This window comes from Vibrio sp. 10N.247.311.13 (assembly GCF_041467595.1).
GTDB lineage: Bacteria > Pseudomonadota > Gammaproteobacteria > Enterobacterales > Vibrionaceae > Vibrio > Vibrio crassostreae_C.
Genome location: NZ_JBFSUX010000014.1, coordinates 1 through 17,285 on the forward strand (window position 1 = coordinate 1; position 17,285 = coordinate 17,285).

13 protein-coding genes and 1 pseudogene are annotated in these 17,285 nt (G+C 45.4%); 6 read left to right on the forward strand and 8 right to left on the reverse strand.

Going from position 1 to position 17,285, the window contains the following annotated elements; all coding sequences use genetic code 11:
* A partial coding sequence (locus tag AB6E52_RS08245; RefSeq protein ID WP_372189952.1) for a LacI family DNA-binding transcriptional regulator occupies positions 1-682 on the reverse strand: 682 nt, incomplete at its 3' end.
* 234 nt (positions 683-916) lie between these two features.
* Between AB6E52_RS08245 and AB6E52_RS08250 the strand changes: the two genes are divergently transcribed.
* The 3 genes from AB6E52_RS08250 (at position 917) to AB6E52_RS08260 (ending at position 4,953) form a co-directional block, all read left to right on the forward strand.
* The gene (locus AB6E52_RS08250) at positions 917-2,356 is read left to right on the forward strand and encodes a sucrose-specific PTS transporter subunit IIBC (protein WP_017064972.1); all 1,440 of its coding nucleotides are present in this window, start codon (positions 917-919) and stop codon (positions 2,354-2,356) included.
* Positions 2,357-2,551: 195 nt separating this feature from the next.
* Positions 2,552-3,511 (forward strand): aminoimidazole riboside kinase, encoded by a 960-nt coding sequence (locus AB6E52_RS08255; RefSeq protein WP_017061624.1) that lies wholly within the window; start codon positions 2,552-2,554, stop codon positions 3,509-3,511.
* A complete protein-coding gene (locus AB6E52_RS08260; protein WP_102320860.1) occupies positions 3,508-4,953 on the forward strand; it encodes a sucrose-6-phosphate hydrolase in 1,446 nt (481 codons plus the stop codon). Before AB6E52_RS08255 ends, AB6E52_RS08260 begins: the two co-directional genes overlap by 4 nt.
* Before the next feature lie 145 nt (positions 4,954-5,098).
* Here AB6E52_RS08260 and AB6E52_RS08265 read toward each other — a convergent pair whose 3' ends face one another.
* Positions 5,099-6,541, reverse strand: coding sequence for an N-acylglucosamine 2-epimerase (locus AB6E52_RS08265; RefSeq protein ID WP_102320861.1), 1,443 nt, complete (start codon positions 6,539-6,541; stop codon positions 5,099-5,101).
* A gap of 143 nt (positions 6,542-6,684) precedes the next feature.
* Positions 6,685-7,332, reverse strand: coding sequence for a glutathione S-transferase family protein (locus AB6E52_RS08270; RefSeq protein WP_102320862.1), 648 nt, complete (start codon positions 7,330-7,332; stop codon positions 6,685-6,687).
* Positions 7,333-7,430: 98 nt separating this feature from the next.
* Here AB6E52_RS08270 and AB6E52_RS08275 point away from each other — a divergent pair, with 98 nt between their 5' ends.
* Positions 7,431-8,282, forward strand: a complete 852-nt coding sequence (locus tag AB6E52_RS08275) for a LysR family transcriptional regulator (RefSeq protein WP_102320863.1) — start codon at positions 7,431-7,433, stop codon at positions 8,280-8,282.
* 18 nt (positions 8,283-8,300) lie between these two features.
* On the opposite strand, the pseudogene AB6E52_RS08280 reads toward AB6E52_RS08275, so the two are convergent.
* The 3 genes and pseudogenes from AB6E52_RS08280 to AB6E52_RS08290 all read right to left on the reverse strand — a co-directional run.
* Positions 8,301-9,287: pseudogene (locus AB6E52_RS08280) on the reverse strand (sigma-54-dependent Fis family transcriptional regulator); the annotation flags it as partial.
* Positions 9,288-9,524: 237 nt separating this feature from the next.
* Positions 9,525-10,262 (reverse strand): NUDIX domain-containing protein, encoded by a 738-nt coding sequence (locus AB6E52_RS08285; protein ID WP_102320864.1) that lies wholly within the window; start codon positions 10,260-10,262, stop codon positions 9,525-9,527.
* Positions 10,263-10,486: 224 nt separating this feature from the next.
* Positions 10,487-10,888, reverse strand: coding sequence for a hypothetical protein (locus AB6E52_RS08290; RefSeq protein ID WP_017061631.1), 402 nt, complete (start codon positions 10,886-10,888; stop codon positions 10,487-10,489).
* Positions 10,889-11,194: 306 nt separating this feature from the next.
* Here AB6E52_RS08290 and AB6E52_RS08295 point away from each other — a divergent pair, with 306 nt between their 5' ends.
* On the forward strand, positions 11,195-12,277 hold the full coding sequence (locus AB6E52_RS08295; RefSeq protein WP_102320865.1) for a pyridoxal phosphate-dependent aminotransferase: 1,083 nt from the start codon (positions 11,195-11,197) through the stop codon (positions 12,275-12,277).
* A gap of 77 nt (positions 12,278-12,354) precedes the next feature.
* Here the strand turns inward: AB6E52_RS08295 and fghA are convergent, their stop codons facing one another.
* Together fghA and AB6E52_RS08305 are read right to left on the reverse strand one after the other, a co-directional pair.
* Positions 12,355-13,194, reverse strand: a complete 840-nt coding sequence (fghA, locus tag AB6E52_RS08300; RefSeq protein WP_102320866.1) for an S-formylglutathione hydrolase — start codon at positions 13,192-13,194, stop codon at positions 12,355-12,357.
* 156 nt (positions 13,195-13,350) lie between these two features.
* Entirely contained in the window at positions 13,351-14,499 is a 1,149-nt protein-coding gene (locus AB6E52_RS08305; RefSeq protein ID WP_017076927.1) for an S-(hydroxymethyl)glutathione dehydrogenase/class III alcohol dehydrogenase, read from the reverse strand.
* 509 nt (positions 14,500-15,008) lie between these two features.
* Here AB6E52_RS08305 and AB6E52_RS08310 point away from each other — a divergent pair.
* Positions 15,009-17,180 (forward strand): phosphoesterase, encoded by a 2,172-nt coding sequence (locus AB6E52_RS08310; RefSeq protein ID WP_102320867.1) that lies wholly within the window; start codon positions 15,009-15,011, stop codon positions 17,178-17,180.
* Positions 17,181-17,285: the final 105 nt, after the last annotated feature.

Genomic DNA, 17,285 nt, shown 5'->3' on the forward strand with positions numbered 1-17,285 from the left:
TCGCCAGTTGGTAACCTGATTCTATGGTGAAGTCGCCACGGGCGTGAAATTGCAGTGTGAGGTCGTTAAATTGTAGCGATTGAGCGAAGCCTTCCGATCTCATCTTATCAACCGCAATATCATCACCTTGCACACCGATGAATCCCATATGCTTACAAGCTTTCGCTATGAGGCGATTACCCGCTTCAAACCCTACGCGAGTGTCGTCGTGCACAATGCTTGGGATGTTAAACATTGACCCGTCTTGACCAACCAATACCACGGGTACGGCAGAGCTTTGAATCGCTTTGACTAATTGGTTGTCGAGGTGGGTCGCGTACAGGATGATACCTTCAACACGCCTCTGGTTAAATATCTGAATATATTCAAGTTCTTTATGGTGTGTTTGGTGTGTGCTCGCTAATAATACATGCTTGCCCGCTTGCTCTAAGACGGCGGTTAAACCATCGACACCCTGAGAGGTGGCATGGGAAGAAACCCTAGGAACAATCACGCCAACCAGGTTGGTTTTTTGGGACTTTAAGTCTTTAGCGACTTGGTTTGGGAGATAGCCACACTCTTCAACTGCTTTACGCACCTTCACCTTGGTCGCGTCTTTTACGCCATACTCATCATTGATTACTCTTGAAACCGTCGACTTGGAAACTCCAGCGAGACGAGCGACATCATGAAGACTAGCCATTATTCATTATCCAATTGTAATTTTAGTTTTGGGATTGTTTGCAAACAGAGCATCAAATTTACCTGTTATTAGGGGATTTTAACCCTGTCTTCTTATCCTAGGGAGATAATTTGAAGATCATTCTCACACTATTGAGCAGTTATCTTTGATCATTTGTTATTTCTAGGCAAAAATTTGTTTTGCAAACGTTCCCGAAAATTCAAAAGCTCAAATGATAATCCAATGGGGTATGTAATGAATTATCCAAAAATAGCAAAAGAGCTGCTTTCTCTATTAGGTGGTAAAAGTAATATCACCGCACTCGCACACTGCGCGACTCGTCTGCGTCTTGCGGTTGCAGACCAAGATAAAATTGATGAACAGGCGATTGATAACCTAGAAGGGGTTAAGGGCCAGTTTAAAGTGGCAGGTCAATATCAGATCATCTTTGGCTCAGGCATCGTAAACCAAGTTTATGCTGAGTTGGCTAAGCTGACTGAAATGACGGAAATGTCGACCAACGATGTGGCGTCTGCAGGTGCTGACAACCAAAATATCCTGCAACGCGCGGTGAAAGGCCTGTCTGATATTTTTGTACCAATCATTCCGGCGATTGTTGCTGGTGGTTTGTTGATGGGTATCTACAACCTATTGACGGCTCAAGGCTTATTCATTGATGGCAAATCTTTAATCGACGCTAATCCGGGTTTGACCGACTTAGCAAACATGATCAATACATTTGCTAATGCTCCTTTTGTGTACTTACCTATTTTATTAGCATTTTCAGCGAGTAAGAAGTTTGGTGGTAACCCATACCTTGGCGCGGCTTTAGGTATGTTGATGGTTCACCCAGACTTGCTTAACGGCTGGGGCTTCGGTGGCGCATCAGTGTCGGGCAGCATTCCGGTTTGGAACATTTTAGGTTTCGAAATCGAGAAAGTAGGCTATCAAGGTTCAGTACTACCCGTTCTTGTTTCTGCGTTTATTCTAGCGAAAGTTGAGCTTGGGCTGCGTAAAGTTATTCCTTCGGTTCTAGATAACTTGCTAACGCCGCTATTGGCGATTTTCATAACTGGTTTGTTAACATTCACGATTGTTGGTCCATTTACTCGTGATATCGGCTTCCTGCTTGGTGACGGCCTAAATTGGTTATACAACAGTGCTGGCTTCATTGGCGGTGCGGTGTTTGGTTTGATTTATGCGCCGTTTGTTATTACTGGTATGCACCATAGCTTTATTGCGATTGAAACTCAGCTGCTTGCGGATATCGCAACGACTGGCGGTACGTTCATCTTCCCTATCGCGGCGATGTCTAACGTGTCACAAGGTGCAGCGGCACTGGCGGTTGGTTTCATGAGTAAAGATAAGAAAATGAAAGGTATCGCGATTCCTTCTGGTGTGACTGGCTTGCTTGGTATTACTGAACCTGCAATGTTCGGTGTGAACTTGAAGCTTCGCTATCCATTCATTGCTGCGGTTTGTGCCGCTGCGATTTCAAGCGCGTTTATCACGATGTTCAATGTGAAAGCACAAGCACTGGGTGCGGCGGGTATTCCTGGCATCATCTCAATATCACCAGAAAAGATTGGCTACTACGTGGTAGGTATGATTATCGCGTTCGTGACTGCCTTTGCTCTGACCGTTGTTTTAGGTCTGCGCGAGCGCAGCAAGCAAAACATTAAAGCAACAGCTTAACGTTTCTCCCTAGAAGTGAAGCCCCCCTTTTCACTTCATTTCCTAAGCTTTGGGGTGCTAGCTAGGTGATTTGGCTTAGCTAGCCTTTTTATATTTTTACATGACAGCGTGAAGTGTCACCTTGCTTTTGGTTGCTACTGCTTTCGATTGCCATCGCTTTCGGTTGTCATGATTTTCAATTTTAAGGTAAGAAAGATGAATCAAGTTTGGGTAACTGGAGACGCCGTCGTCGACCTCATTCCGGAGACTGACGCGACATTATTGAAATGTCCGGGCGGTGCGCCTGCTAATGTCGCGGTAGCGATTTCTCGCCTTTTAGGCAAAAGCGCATTTTTTGGCCGAGTGGGTAACGATCCGTTTGGCACTTTTATGGAAGTGACTCTGCAAAAGGAAGGTGTGAATACCGAGCGTTTGGTGAAGGACCCTGAACAACGCACGTCAACCGTGGTGGTCGATCTTGATGACCAAGGCGAGCGTAGCTTTACGTTTATGGTTAAGCCAAGTGCCGACCAGTTTATGTCTGTTGAAGACATTCCCGAATTTAAGAAAAACGAGTGGCTACACGTCTGCTCGATCTCTTTGGCTAATGAACCAAGCCGAAGCAGTACCTTCGAAGCGATCCGACGTATGAAAGCCGCGGGCGGTTACATCAGCTTCGATCCAAACCTTCGTGATGAAGTGTGGCAAAACCCATCTGAAATTAAGTCTGTGGTCATGAAAGCGGTTGAATTGGCTGATGTGGTTAAATTCTCAGAAGAAGAACTGGATTTCTTAACCGATTCAACTTCGATGGAACAAGGTTTGGCTAACATTGCAGATCTTAACAACACGCTTGTTCTGGTTACGCAGGGCGCGAAAGGCGTTTGGCGAGTATTTGAAAACCAAGGTGTGTTGATTTCAGGTCGCTCAGTGACGCCAGTGGATACCACGGGTGCAGGCGATGCTTTTGTTGGCGGTTTGCTTGCAAAGCTTTCTCAAGATGATGAGTGGAACAATCAACAAGTCGTCGATTCTGCAATTCAGTGGGCGAATGGGTGTGGTGCACTGGCGACCACGCAAAAAGGCGCAATGACCGCACTTCCAACGCAAGAAGCTCTTACTCAGTTTATTCAAAAAGACTCTTCAAATACGAATGCCGTAGAGGAGAGTGTATGAGTTTGAACTCGAACTGGACAGTAGAGCAAAGATATCGCCGTATAGAAGATATTTCTCTAGAGAGTATTGATGCGATGGTAGAGCTTCGCAAACAAGACTCTGGCTATCCAAGCTACCATATTGCGCCTAAGTTTGGTCTGCTTAATGATCCGAATGGTCTGTGTTTCTTTAATGGTGAACACCACCTATTTTACCAATGGACGCCAGTTGGCCCCGTCCATGGTATGAAGTACTGGTACCACCTTTCTACCAAAGACTTCGTTCATTTCGAAGACCACGGCATTGGCTTGCACCCAGACCAAGATTACGACTCTCACGGTGTTTACTCTGGTGGTGCATTGGTTGAAAACGACAATGCATTGTTGTTTTTTACAGGTAACAAGCGCGACGGAAATTGGTTGCGAGTGCCAACTCAATGTTTTGCCAAGATGACTGCTGACGGCAAAATAGAAAAGCACGGCGTGGTTATCGAAAACGATCACTACACCGAACATTTCCGCGACCCAAAAGTGTGGAAACAGGGCGGCGATTATCTGATGGTTGTGGGTGCTCAAACGCCTCAAAATACTGGCTCTATGGCGCTATATTGCAGCCGAGACCTGATGAATTGGCAGCACAAAGGTCCAATTCAAACTCGTTACAACAACCTTGGCTATATGTGGGAATGCCCAGATTTCTTTGAAATAGAGAATCAGTCGGTGATGCTGTTTTCTCCACAAGGTGTGTCTAGCGAAAATCCATACGATTTCAAAAATATCTACTCGGTGGCTTATATCGTCGGTGACCGCCTAAATCTCGATTCGGTAGAACTGGAAAACCACCAAGATATTGCGCAGCCAGATTATGGCTTCGATTTCTATGCACCACAGACTTATTTAGATGATACAGGCCGCCGTATTCTGATTGCTTGGATTGGTCTGCCTGAGATTGATACACCATCTAATGAGTATCAGTGGGCGGGCATGTTGTCGTTACCACGCGAACTTCAAATCCAAGATGGCTATCTTGTTCAGTCTGCTTTACCTGAATTGAAAGCGCTACAGGGTGAAGCTGTGGTGGTTGAAAATGCTCTTGAATTGGATACAACCAGCTTCATGGTTGAGCTCGAAACGGATACTGACGAGTTTGAGTTTACACTTACTAACGTTGCGGGTGATAACATCGTATTCAGTGCTACAGAAAAGGAGTTCATGCTTGATCGCAGTAAGATGTCTCAGCTCTACGCGGAAGAGTTTGGCTCAGTGAGAAAAGCACCGAGGTTGAGCACCAAGCAAATCATCGAGGTTTATGTTGATAAGTCAGTGATCGAAATCTTTATCAATGGCGGTAAGCACACAATGACCAGCCGTTTCTTCATTGATGACTTGAGTTCATTGTCGATGACTGGTGACGTGAACACCGTTTATCACTCGATGAACCCAATTAAAGGGTTGGACAACTAACCTCCGCTTATCTCCATCAAGAAAGCCGCTGATCATCAACAGCGGCTTTTGTTTGGTCTGCGACATCACTATTGTGCTAACTCTTTGACCTTGTCCATTCCCCGTAGCCCTGAATCTCAAGTCCATTTAGAACAAACAACCAACGCTAAGGTCGAATGTTATTGAAACTGACCTTCTGCGTTCCGTCATCTTTATTCAATAGCTCCACCACATCGCCTTGATAGTAATACGGTTCCATTGGCATCTCGCTGTTGGTCGGCCTTGCGTAATGCAATATTGCTGGCTTCGCGTCAACTTGCTGAGCGAACAAATAGCCAATCAGCGCATGTTCAAACTGGTGATAACCGTTGCCCCAATGGAAAGCTTTGGTGCGTTTTGGGTCAAGCCCGACACCACCGTATTTATGGTCGACCCATACATCATGAAAGGTCGGTAGGGTGTATTGCAGGACGTCTTTCATTGAACCATCGACAAGCGAAACCGTCATGGCTGCTTGATCAAGCTCCGCCCACTCCCATGATGACGCCCACTGACTGTGCGGTCTGCTTTGCCAGCCCGTGATATCTTGCCCTTGCCACATTTTCTGAAGTCGCTCACCAAAGTAGTTAGATACATTGGCAAAGTCTTTCTGATATTGCGCCTGATCCAGAGTGTGTTTCATACCGTCTAAACCAAACTCCGACCATTCAGAGTTATTCAATGTTTGGCCTGTAAGGTAAGTCATCCAATACGCTTTGATGGTGTGTCCAAAATCATTGTGATTAGCATTCGGCATCATCGCTGCTTTATCGTGAATTGCACCGTAGAAGCGTTGTTCATCTTCAGAATGGTATTGGTCAATCATGGCTTGCGTGAGCCAGTTTAAGTCATCAAGCCATTTTGATTTGATGGGCTCTTTGAGCAGAGGAGCGACTAACAACAGGTAGCCGTTTATTTGATCAAGTTGCGCAACCAGTTCACGTCGTTTTGCACTGCCATCTTCACCGTCGGCGAGTACCCAAGCAAGACCGCTGTTGTCGCTAAGTCGATATTTATCAAAGATAAAAGCTTGTTGGGCGATGAGTGCTTCTTCTACCTTTTTGTCTTGGGTCAGGTAGTAGTACATGGCAAGGCCAACTAATGCATACGCTTGATCTTGAGAAGTACGCTGCTGCCAATTCTGGCCTACTTTTCCCTCTTTTGTGTAGCCGATAAAGCCGCCGTTTTGCTTATCTTCTAGCTGATCAATGATGTAGTAGGCTCCTTGCTTGGCAAGCGCTAAAGCCTGCTTATCGCCACTAAGGTGGTAGAGCACGCCATAGGCATAAGTTTGACGTGACTTCATCCGCGTAAACTCTTTGCCAAAGTGTGGCGTGATCCAGCCTTTGTTTAGTTCATGGCACACATCAGAAACATCGAGCAAGGTACCGTCATCACAGCGGAAAGTAGGGAAGTTTCCTACCGGTTCTCCTTGAGCGCTAGGCATTAACCAATAAGGTGCAAGCCCTTCAGTCGCATGGTTGAGCCACTCTTCTCCAGAAGGAAGATGGGCGTTGGCAGATACGGCGAAGCTAGTAATACTGAGTAATGCGATCGTTGCTCGTAACATGATGTTTATCTTAACTATTTGAATTTCTTTGAATATAAACAATCACATCTGCACATTGTGACTAGGCGATCACAATCGACCAAATTAATAAGGTTTAGATAAAAGCTCACAGACTAGTGAGCTTTGGAAGGGTGTCTTGTATTTTATACTGGCTTGCCCGCCTCATCTTCTTCAACCACATCGGTTTCTAAGCTTGCCTCTGCCAGCCATTTTTGTATTGATGGACTGTTAAGCACACGTTGTTGATACTGCGATGCCTTTTCGGAAAGTTGTATTCCATAGGTTTCTACGCGCAATGCGACGGGTGCAAACATCGCATCGGCAATCGACCATTCACCAAATAACCATCCCTCTGGGTATTGTTCCATTTGTGCAGACCATATTACATCAGTACGTGCGATGTCTTTCAGTGCGTCTTCACTCAGTGTGAGCTTTCGTTGTGCGCGGCAGTTCATCGGCATTTCATTTCTGACGGCAAAGAACCCAGAGTGCATCTCGGCGGAAATTGCTCGGGCATGGGCGCGTTCTTTCACTGAGCTAGGCCACGCTGCACCGTCCAAATAGGCATCGTTAACGTATTCGAGAATCGCCAATGAATCCCACACCGCAACATTACCATCAACTAGGGTTGGAACCTTGGCCGTTGGCGTCACTTTCGCCAGAGTGTCGTAAAAATCAGAGGTGAATAGCTTGAGCTTGATGACTTCTGTACTCAGGTTGTAGTTGTCGAATATTAGCCATGCGCGCAGTGACCAAGTTGAGTAGTTCTGGTTTCCAATATAAAGCTGCATCGTTGCTTCCTTGCGTTTGGTGAGTATGCTTTTGAGCTTAGGGGATTGTATTGCGGAGCACTAACGGATAATTTTGATGCAATACATTAATAAAAACGATGGGTGGTGATTTCAATATGGATATTGATGCTTTGCGAGGCTTTCTCGCGTTTGTAGAAACCAGTAGTTTCACTCGTGCAGCGAAACAGATAAATCGCACCCAATCGGCATTCAGTGCTCAGATGCGTAAGTTGGAAGAAGAACTCAACGTCACTCTTTTCCAGAAAGAAGGACGTAATTTAATACTGACTGAAGCTGGCTTAGCGCTGCGATCTCATGCCGAACAGTTGGTCGCCCTTCACAATACCGCACTTAAGCAAGTAAAGCGTTACGAAGACAAACAACCTCTGCGACTCGGCTGCCCTGAAGATTACAATGACACCATTCTGCCGAAAGTGATTCGCCTGTTGCAGAAAGCAGAACCCACCTGTTCTATTCAAGTATTCAGCCTGCCCAGCATTACGCTCAGAGAGTGGCTAGATGATGGCAGACTTGATGCGGCGATTGTCACCCGAGCGCCCGATAGTGAAGAGGGTTACTGGCTTACACATGATGTGGGTGTTTGGATAAGCAGCCCTGACTATGCGTTCGATGAGTCTAAACCAGTCCCACTAGCCTTGTTTCAGACCGATTGTAAGTACCACGCAGCGGCAGTGAATGGCTTAACCAAGCAGGGCACGCCTTATCAGTTATTGGCGTGTAGCAATACCGCTTCAGCGCAGCGAGCGATCGTTAAAGCCGGATTAGCCATTGGCGCGATGGGTAAGCTGAGCGTGACTTCAGACTTGAAAATACTTGATGATATGCCGCCGTTGCCTTCGGTCGATATTGTGTTGATCTTAGCGAGCAAACACCATCCAGTGTTGGACAAAGAAGTGCTTAATCAACTTGTGGAATTAGAGTCTGAGTAGCTTAGATTCCTTTTCCTACTAAAGAATCCCCAAGCTCTTTAGCTTTCGATAAATGGTATTGCGGCTGATGCCGAGTATTCGAGATGTCTTGCTGATGTTGCCTTGGTTGGCTTGATAAGTTTGCAACAAGGTTTCTTCAACGGTGCTTCTTAAATCGTTACTCGCTGTACCTTTTATGGCATTAGAAGTCATTAGCTGATGCTGATTATCGTGTGCTAATGACGTGAGATGTTGAGCAAGGTGGCTGGGCACATGCTCGAGTGTGAGTTGGGGTTCATCACTTGCTAATAGAGCAGCAACCTTAAGTAAGTTGTCTAATTCGCGGATATTACCCGGCCAAGAATAGGCGCACAGTAAGCTCATCAAGTGCGGGCAGATTGTCTGTTCGTCTTCGGCGTATTTACGATGAATGTGCTCGATTAAAGCGTGCTTGTCTTGTCGGTGTTGTAGGCTTGGCAAGGTGAAGGCTAAGCCATTGAGTCTGTAATACAGGTCTTGCCTAAACTCACCTGTTGCGACTAACTGCTCGAGGTTTTTGTGAGTTGCAGCGATGATCTGACAATCGACTTGATAGCTTTGATTAGAACCAACTGGCACCACGGATTTGTCTTGCAGAACATGCAGTAGTCGGCACTGAGCTTCTAAAGGCATGTCGGCGATCTCATCTAGAAATAGAATCCCTTTATCTGCTTGACGGATCTTACCTTGGAAGCCCTTGTGGCTTGCTCCCGTAAAGGCGCCCGGCGCGTAACCAAACAGTTCAGATTCGATAAGGTCTTTAGGCAGCGCGCCACAATTTACCGCTACCAAGGGCGAAGACTTACGCTGGCTTTGCTTGTGCAGCACTTTAACAAACTCGCCTTTGCCAACTCCTGTTTCTCCTAAGATCAACAAACTGATCCCTTTATCGATTACCTTGTTGGCTTGCTGCCAAGCGTGTTCGATTTGTTGCTCGCCATGGTGCAAATCACACGATGCTGAAATGGAGCGCGTGCGTTTGGTGGTTATAAGAAATCCGGCATCGGCCGTGAGACACATAAGATGATGCTCGATCACTACCAAAACACCAAGAACCTGTTGATCAGCTACGATACCAATCCACTAGGTTTTTTCTAAAATAGATAGGTTCTAGAACGGTTTAACAAGTAGTCACTAGCAACGAGTTGACTAAAATAATCTAAGTAAAATGAAAAGCAAAACGCCAAGTTCTTATGAGCTTGGCGTTTTTATGTTTGAATCGCTTTAGTTTTTCGAAAAGAAGATCTCTGGCTTATGGTTCGGGCCATAGTTGCCTTCTAGTTGGGTAAGTTCTAATCCTTGTTTGCCTATCAAAGAGCCGACTAACTGGCGGTTGAACGGGTAGCTGTCGGGGTTGTTAATGTACTCTTCAACATCAATCCATTTAGCTTCTGCAATTTCATCTGTGTCTTGAATCGCAATCTCTTGAGTTTGAGCGATAAGGTGACAAACAAAGTAGAGGTTAGACTTTCCGAATTGATACGGGTGTCTCGTCGCCATGCCAACCACTGAAACGAACGTGGCTTCGATGCCAGTCTCTTCTAAGGTTTCTCGAACCACGGATTCTTCAATGCCTTCACCCAACTCAATATGACCGCCCGGTAATTTGTAACCCGTCATGCCGTGCTCTTTGATCATCAGAACTTGATTGTGTTCGTTAGTGATTAACGCACCAGCACCCAAGGTGTGGGTCGGAATGAAAGGCACAAACTCTACAATCTCGGATTTGTGGATCAGCGTAATCTCGTCTTCTAAGCAGTTGTGAAACACAAAGCCAAGCTCAGTCGCCACCGGAATAAGGTGCGAGAGTGAAATAGGTAAGCTAATCCAAATGATGCCTTTGTTATTCTGCTTTGAAAATTCGGTGATCTGGCTGAGTTCGGCATTGAATGAGTCAACATCGTGAGGGGCTGTTGCTGGGTCAATGATGATGCCGTTAAATTTGTCGAGCGTAAATTCCACGGGTGATCCTTTATTATTTTGATTTATTGGGCGTCGAGCATGGTCTGAGCTTATCGTATCTAAAGAGCTTATAACACCTTGAGAGCAAGGGCTGCAGTGAATCAAAAGTAGGCAATGCAGTTTATGTCGAACGGGTCGGGATAAGTGGAGGGTGTTGCTAGAAACAAAAACTGCGCTTGGAAGCCAAAGCGCAGTTTTAAAATGAGGTTTATTGCAGTTCGATTTTAACGAATATAGTTCGCGTTAATACTCACGTACCAGTGTTGAAGCTTGCCATCAGATTTCTTGATCCACAAATCGTTGGTGTAGCTATCAATCTTGCCGTTAACCGTAAGGTTGAATGTGTTCTCGTCGAATTCGCCAAGCTTCACGAACTGGTCCGTGGTAATCAGGAATGGGTCCATGTCGTCTACACCAACCACATCTGAAATCACATAGTAGTGGTAAGTCAGCGGCTTGCTCGCATCATTCGGGTTACTGCGATACGCAACAAGCTTGAATGGTTCCGTTAATGGAACGTCGAGCGTTTGCTTGTCCATGGTCGCTGGAATTGGAATAAACAGCCAAGCGGTAAACAGACCGCTCAATAAAACCATCAGGAAGAAAAGAGTCTTAATTGCTTTCATAGCAACCTTCAAAATATGGGGGATGTTAATGGGGCTATGGTAACTAGGGAGAGTAAAGATGCAAGCTCTGTTATTACCCTATCTTATCTCAGCTTAATCTAGCGCAAAGAAAGCGGTTCGGTTAACTCGAAATGTAAACACGAGTGCTTAACTCTTGATTATGGCTTAAGAGAATTCGTTATTTGAACCAATCTTGGTTTTTAACCAGTCTCTCGAAACAAGGCGAAGAACTGTCGCGAAATGACCTATATAGATAAAATTCAGTACGCTAAGAATAGCGCATGAATATTTTTTGAGCGTTTTCTTATGCATTTAAATCCACGGTTAAGTGGCGAATACCATTCTTATGTCGATCACTCATTTCGTATCGATTGTTCACTTGGCTCCAATCCATTTGGCGCACCAGAAATTCCTGAACATGTGATCAAAGATATTATCTACGGTATTGATAAGTACTATTGCCACAGGGAGCTTTCGGAGCTGACTTATCTGACTCGCCAGTTTATTGGGATTGAAGATTGTTGTATTACGTACACCACGGGCTCTCTTGGGGCGCTAGAACTTATCTTCAATAAACTTATCGATCACAACAATCGCACCATGATAGGCATTGGCCCTCAGTTTGTTGAAGCAGTATCAGAGTTCACTTTGGTGGGCGGGAAGTACCAGTCCATCAACATGTTTGATTATCAAAACGAGTCGGATCTGTTCGGTGTGTTGGCATCAAAAATAAGCAGTCAAAATCCTGCCTTGGTGTATATCGATAATCCCAACAACCCAACGGGTCGAATCTACGACAGAGCTTATCTGGTCGAGATAGCGAGAGTATGTGAGCGTTCTGGCGCTATTTTGATTGTCGACGAGGCATATGGTGAATACCTGACCCCTGAGCAGTCTATGCTCGATCAGACCTTAGTCTTGGACAACTTAATAGTTTTACGAACCTTTTCTAAAGGTTTAGGGCTCGCTGGGATTCGACTCGGTTACTTAGCCAGCAGTGAAAACCTGACTTCTGCAATCGAAGCTGCGGTGAGTGTGTTTACGCCGACTTACCCCTCAATAAAAATCGCATCGGCGACCTTACCCAATGCAAAACACTTCGTAGAAATGAACCGCAGCAAAACTGAATACTTTAAGCAGCAAATGATCGGCTTGTTGTCTGAGAACAATATTGAGGTGGTTGGCACGTCAATATCGACGCCCATTATGTTGTTGAAAAAGAGAGGAACTCACCTTTCAAAGCTATTTGAGAGTATCGGTATTAAGACATGTTCGGGTGTCGATTTTGCTATTACGTGCGACGCGATGACTGAAGAGTATGTTCGATTACGAATTGTTGGCAATGATATAGATTTAGAAGCGTTAAAGCAGCGTATTAAGCAGTTATAAAAGCAACCGTTATAAAATCAGTAGGCATAAAAAAGCCCGCACCTTGCGTTTACAAAGTGCGGGCTAAATTCATCTGGCTACTTGTTTAAGTAAGCAGCGTGGAACTCAATGTGTTCATCAATAAAGCTAGAGATGAAGTAGTAGCTGTGGTCGTAACCAGGCTGCATACGTAGATCTAAATCGGCATTGGTTACCTTAGCGGCTTCGACTAATTGCTCAGGCTTAAGCTGCTCAATCAGGAAGTTATCGGCTTCGCCTTGGTCGACCAACATTGGCAGCTTAGTGCCTTTGGCTTTTAGAAGCTCAGAGGCGTCGTACTGCTTCCACTCTTCAATATCTAAGCCCAAGTATTGGTTAAATGCTTTTTGGCCCCAAGGGCATTGCATTGGGTTACTGATTGGGCTAAATGCAGAGATAGAACGGTAGCTATCTTCGTTTTTAATGCCAATCGTTAGGGCACCATGTCCGCCCATGCTGTGACCAGAAATCGATTTTACGGATGTAACAGGGAAGAACGACTCAATTAATGCAGGGAGCTCTGTTACCACGTAATCGTACATGTGGTAATGGCTGTCCCATGGCGCTTGAGTGGCATTCACATAGAAGCCTGCACCTTGGCCGAGATCGTAATTTTCATCGTCGGCAACACCTTCGCCACGTGGGCTAGTGTCTGGTGCAACAATCGCGATGCCTTGTTCAGCCGCGGCTTTGAAAGCGCCGGCTTTTTGCATGAAGTTTTCATCGGTACAGGTTAAGCCTGACAACCAATACAAAACAGGAACTGGGTTTTCTTTGCTTGCGTTAGGTGGCAAGAAAATCGCAAAACGCATGTTGCAGTCAAGCGTTGCAGAAAAGTGGGTGTATTGTTTGTGCCAACCACCAGCAACCTTTGCTTGGCTAATGTTTTCGATTGTCATCTATTGTGCTCCGTTAGGTTGATGGTTTGGGGAGTAACATGTCTATAGCATTTTAAGTTTCACCACCCACCGGGCAGGAGGTGGTGAAGACAGTTTCGCTCTGATGTTTAAGTCAGAACTGCGGTCTCGATACCGAGGTATCGAGACCAAGGGGTATTATTTATCCATATGTAGAACAGTACGGATAGATTCACCTTTGTGCATTAGGTCGAATGCTTCGTTTACGTCCTGCAGACCCATAGTGTGAGTAATGAACTCTTGAAGACCAAACTCACCCGCCATGTAACGGTTAACGATTTCTGGAAGCTCAGAGCGGCCTTTAACACCACCGAAAGCAGAACCGCGCCATACACGACCAGTCACTAGTTGGAATGGACGAGTAGCGATCTCTTGACCTGCGCCCGCAACACCAATGATGACTGATTCGCCCCAACCTTTGTGGCAGCACTCAAGTGCTTGACGCATCACGTTTACGTTACCGATACACTCGAAAGAGTACTCAACACCACCGTCTGTCATCTCAACGATAACGTCTTGGATTGGCTTGTCGAATTTAGTTGGGTTGATGCAGTCAGTCGCGCCAAGCTGTTTTGCTAGCTCGAATTTGCTCTCGTTGATATCAACACCGATGATGCGGTTAGCACCAGCCATGCGAGCACCAATGATTGCAGAAAGACCGATACCGCCTAGGCCGAATACAGCAACGTTGTCGCCTTTTTCAACTTTAGCTGTGTTCAGTACCGCGCCCATGCCTGTTGTTACACCACAACCTAGAAGACAAACTTCTTCAAGTGGTGCTTCTTTGCTTACTTTCGCTAGAGAGATTTCTGGAAGTACTGTGTACTCAGAGAAAGTCGAGCAGCCCATGTAATGGAAAATCGTTTCGCCATTAATAGAGAAGCGGCTTGTACCGTCTGGCATTAGGCCTTTACCTTGCGTTTCACGAACGGCTTGGCATAGGTTAGTTTTACCAGATTTACAGAACTTACATTCGCCACACTCAGCAGTGTAAAGTGGGATAACGTGGTCGCCAATCTCAACACTTGTCACGCCTTCGCCGATCATCTCAACGATGCCGCCACCTTCGTGACCAAGAATTGAAGGGAAGATACCTTCTGGATCGTCACCTGATAATGTGAATGCGTCAGTGTGACAAACACCAGTAGCAACGATGCGAACTAGAACCTCACCAGCTTTAGGAAGTTGTACATCAACTTCTTCCATTTTTAGTGGCTCGCCAGCTGCCCATGCAACCATTGCTTTTGATTTGATATGCGTTTGACCAGGTTTAATTTCGATTGTCATTGGATGTTTCCTATATATGTCAGTACAGCGGATAACTGTGCAATTAAATTCAACCCGTTAAGCGTAGTTGAGCTTAATTGTTTCCGCTCTCTCGTTTTGTTGGAGCTAGTATAGGTGTGAGTGCATGTTTTGATAATACCCTTAAATAGAAAATGATTATTACGTATTTGTAATAATAAGTATGGAGCGGTCAGTTTTCTTATTGGCAACTATCTTAGCTAGAGCGACTCAGGTTTGAGGACAGGCGACTTATCCAAACGGTCTGAATACATTGTCTTTACTGATGTTTAGGTGGAGGTTTTATGGCGATTTATATATTAACCTTCAATTCGTGTTGTTGAGCTATCAGCTTTTAGTATGGATGGTAACTTTTTGAATTTTAACGATTGAAGCAATGTCGCATAAGCGTACGTTGTGCGACGTTTTGTAAGATATCAGAAACAATAGTGTCATTTTTCTCATCTAGTCTCCTCGCCAAATTTTGAGTTCTAACTTTTTGGGAAGAGAAAATGAGAAAGAGTACATTGACCGTACTGTCAGGCTTAATAGCAGCCACATTAGTTGGTTGTAATTCAAGTTCACCAAGTGACGACAACGGCAATCTAGATAGCGCAGTGCAAGTCGCATTCATGCCTGATATCCATTTCCATGATGTTTACGGCAAATTTGAAGATGGTTCGTTCGCGGGACTCTACAACTCGGATAGTGGCGAGTATGCGACAATTCGAACGATGGAGTCTCAGATGAACTCCACTCGTCTATTCAATGAAAACTACTTTGCGATGATAGCGGCGCTTGATGATGTGGTTGAGCGTGGCGTGAAATACGTAGCCTTGCCAGGTGACTTTAGTGACGACGGCCAGCCGATTCATATGCGTGGCTTAGTTAGCATCTTTGATCACTACCGCGAGACTCATGGTCTTGAGTTTTTTGCAGCGCCAGGCAACCACGATCCAGTGCGTCCATTTACAATCCCTGCGGGTAAATCTGATTACCTAGGCGAGGGTGGTAAGAAGCAGCGTATCTATAGCCGCGGTAAAGAAGAGTGTGTTGGTTATGACGATGAGTGGACGACTATTCCCGGTGAAGGTGACAACTTAGCAACCATCTGTACTGAAGAAGTACGTGAATGGGGCTATGAAGAGATCATGAGTATCCTAGGCACTCACGGCTTCTACCCTCAGCAAGACTATCTCTACTTTGAAACGCCTTACAGCAGCGACCAAGCTCGAGCTAGTTACAGCTATGATTTAGCGAAAGAAGAAGCGGCTTTTGATAAGCGCATGTACGAGATCTGTTATGAAGGTACGGGTGGTAGCTACAAAGAAAGTGGTTACTCAAGCTGTTCTGAAGTGCCGGATACCAGTTACTTAGTAGAGCCAGTGAAAGGGCTTTGGTTGTTGGCGATCGACGCGAACGTTTATCGCCCGAAAGAAAATTCGTCTGATAGCTCTGTAGATGGAAACACGTTCGATGGTTCAAGCAGTGCTGGTTACAACATGATGCTGACTCACAAAGAACACGTAATTGATTGGATCTCTGATGTTGTAAAAGCAGCGAAAGAGCAGAACAAGACGCTTGTCTCTTTCTCGCACTTCCCAATGACCGACTTCTACAACGGCGCTTCTGAAGAGATTGAAGATCTGTTTGGTGAAGGAAGCCATCAGCTGGCTCGTGAACCGGATGACGATACCAGCCGCGCATTAGCTGCTACTGGTCTAAATATCCACGTTGGTGGCCACATGCACTTTAACGATACGGGTAAGAAGAGCTTCAATATCGATGGAGTTCAGCACACACTCTTCAATATTCAAGCGCCGTCGTTAGCGGGTTACATTCCCGCGTATAAACTGTTGAACATTCGTCCTGATAATCAGATTGAAGTTGAGACGGTGGTCATCGATCAAGTTAAGCGTTACAACGAGCTATTCAGTCACTATGAAGAAGAGCATGAATACCTTACTCAAGCTGCGAATGGCGATCCTGATGCAGAAGCTAAGATTTGGAACAAAGATATTCTGAATTCAGAGAGTTACTACGAACTGACTGATTGGCACATCCGTGAACTAACACGCCTACGTTTCCTTCCGGGTGACTGGCCGTTAGAGATGCGCGCTATGATCATGGAAATGAATGGCGAAGAGATGATGATCATGTCTCAGTTAGAAACCAACTTTACCGTGTGTCAGTTAGCTAATGAACTGGGTTACGATGTTGGCGCTTGTGTGGAAAATGGTGTTGATGACTACGATCAATTCCAACAAGACTGGCAAACAGCTAAAGTTGTCGCTGAGAAACTGGCTTCTTTAGAGGGACTAGAGTTAGCTGAATTTGCAGAGTGGAGTGGTGAGTTGTTAGCGACCGACTTCTACCGTTTACGTAACGCAGACGAACTGGCATTCCGTGATATCGGTGAAACACAATTGCGCCAATATGAGTTGTTAAGCCGAGAACTTTCAGAGTTCGATGGCACTGTCGATTCAGAATTGGGTGACCTTGGACAATATACCGTTGGTGAAGTGTTCCGCTCTCGTTTTGGTAGCTTGTTCGTGATTCTTGAAAAATTCGCAACAGGCCAAGCAAGTGACCACTTCTTGATTGATATCGACCAACAAACTCTGACCGATCTTAAAGGTGAAGTGAAGCGCGATATCCTAAGAGGTTCATCATCAGCAAATTAAGCGGCTCAGATTATTAGCGGATTAACCTATTAGCTGATTAAAAAAGAGCTCTACACATGATGTTGTAGGGCTCTTTTTGTCTTTCTGTTCTTCGATGAATGAACC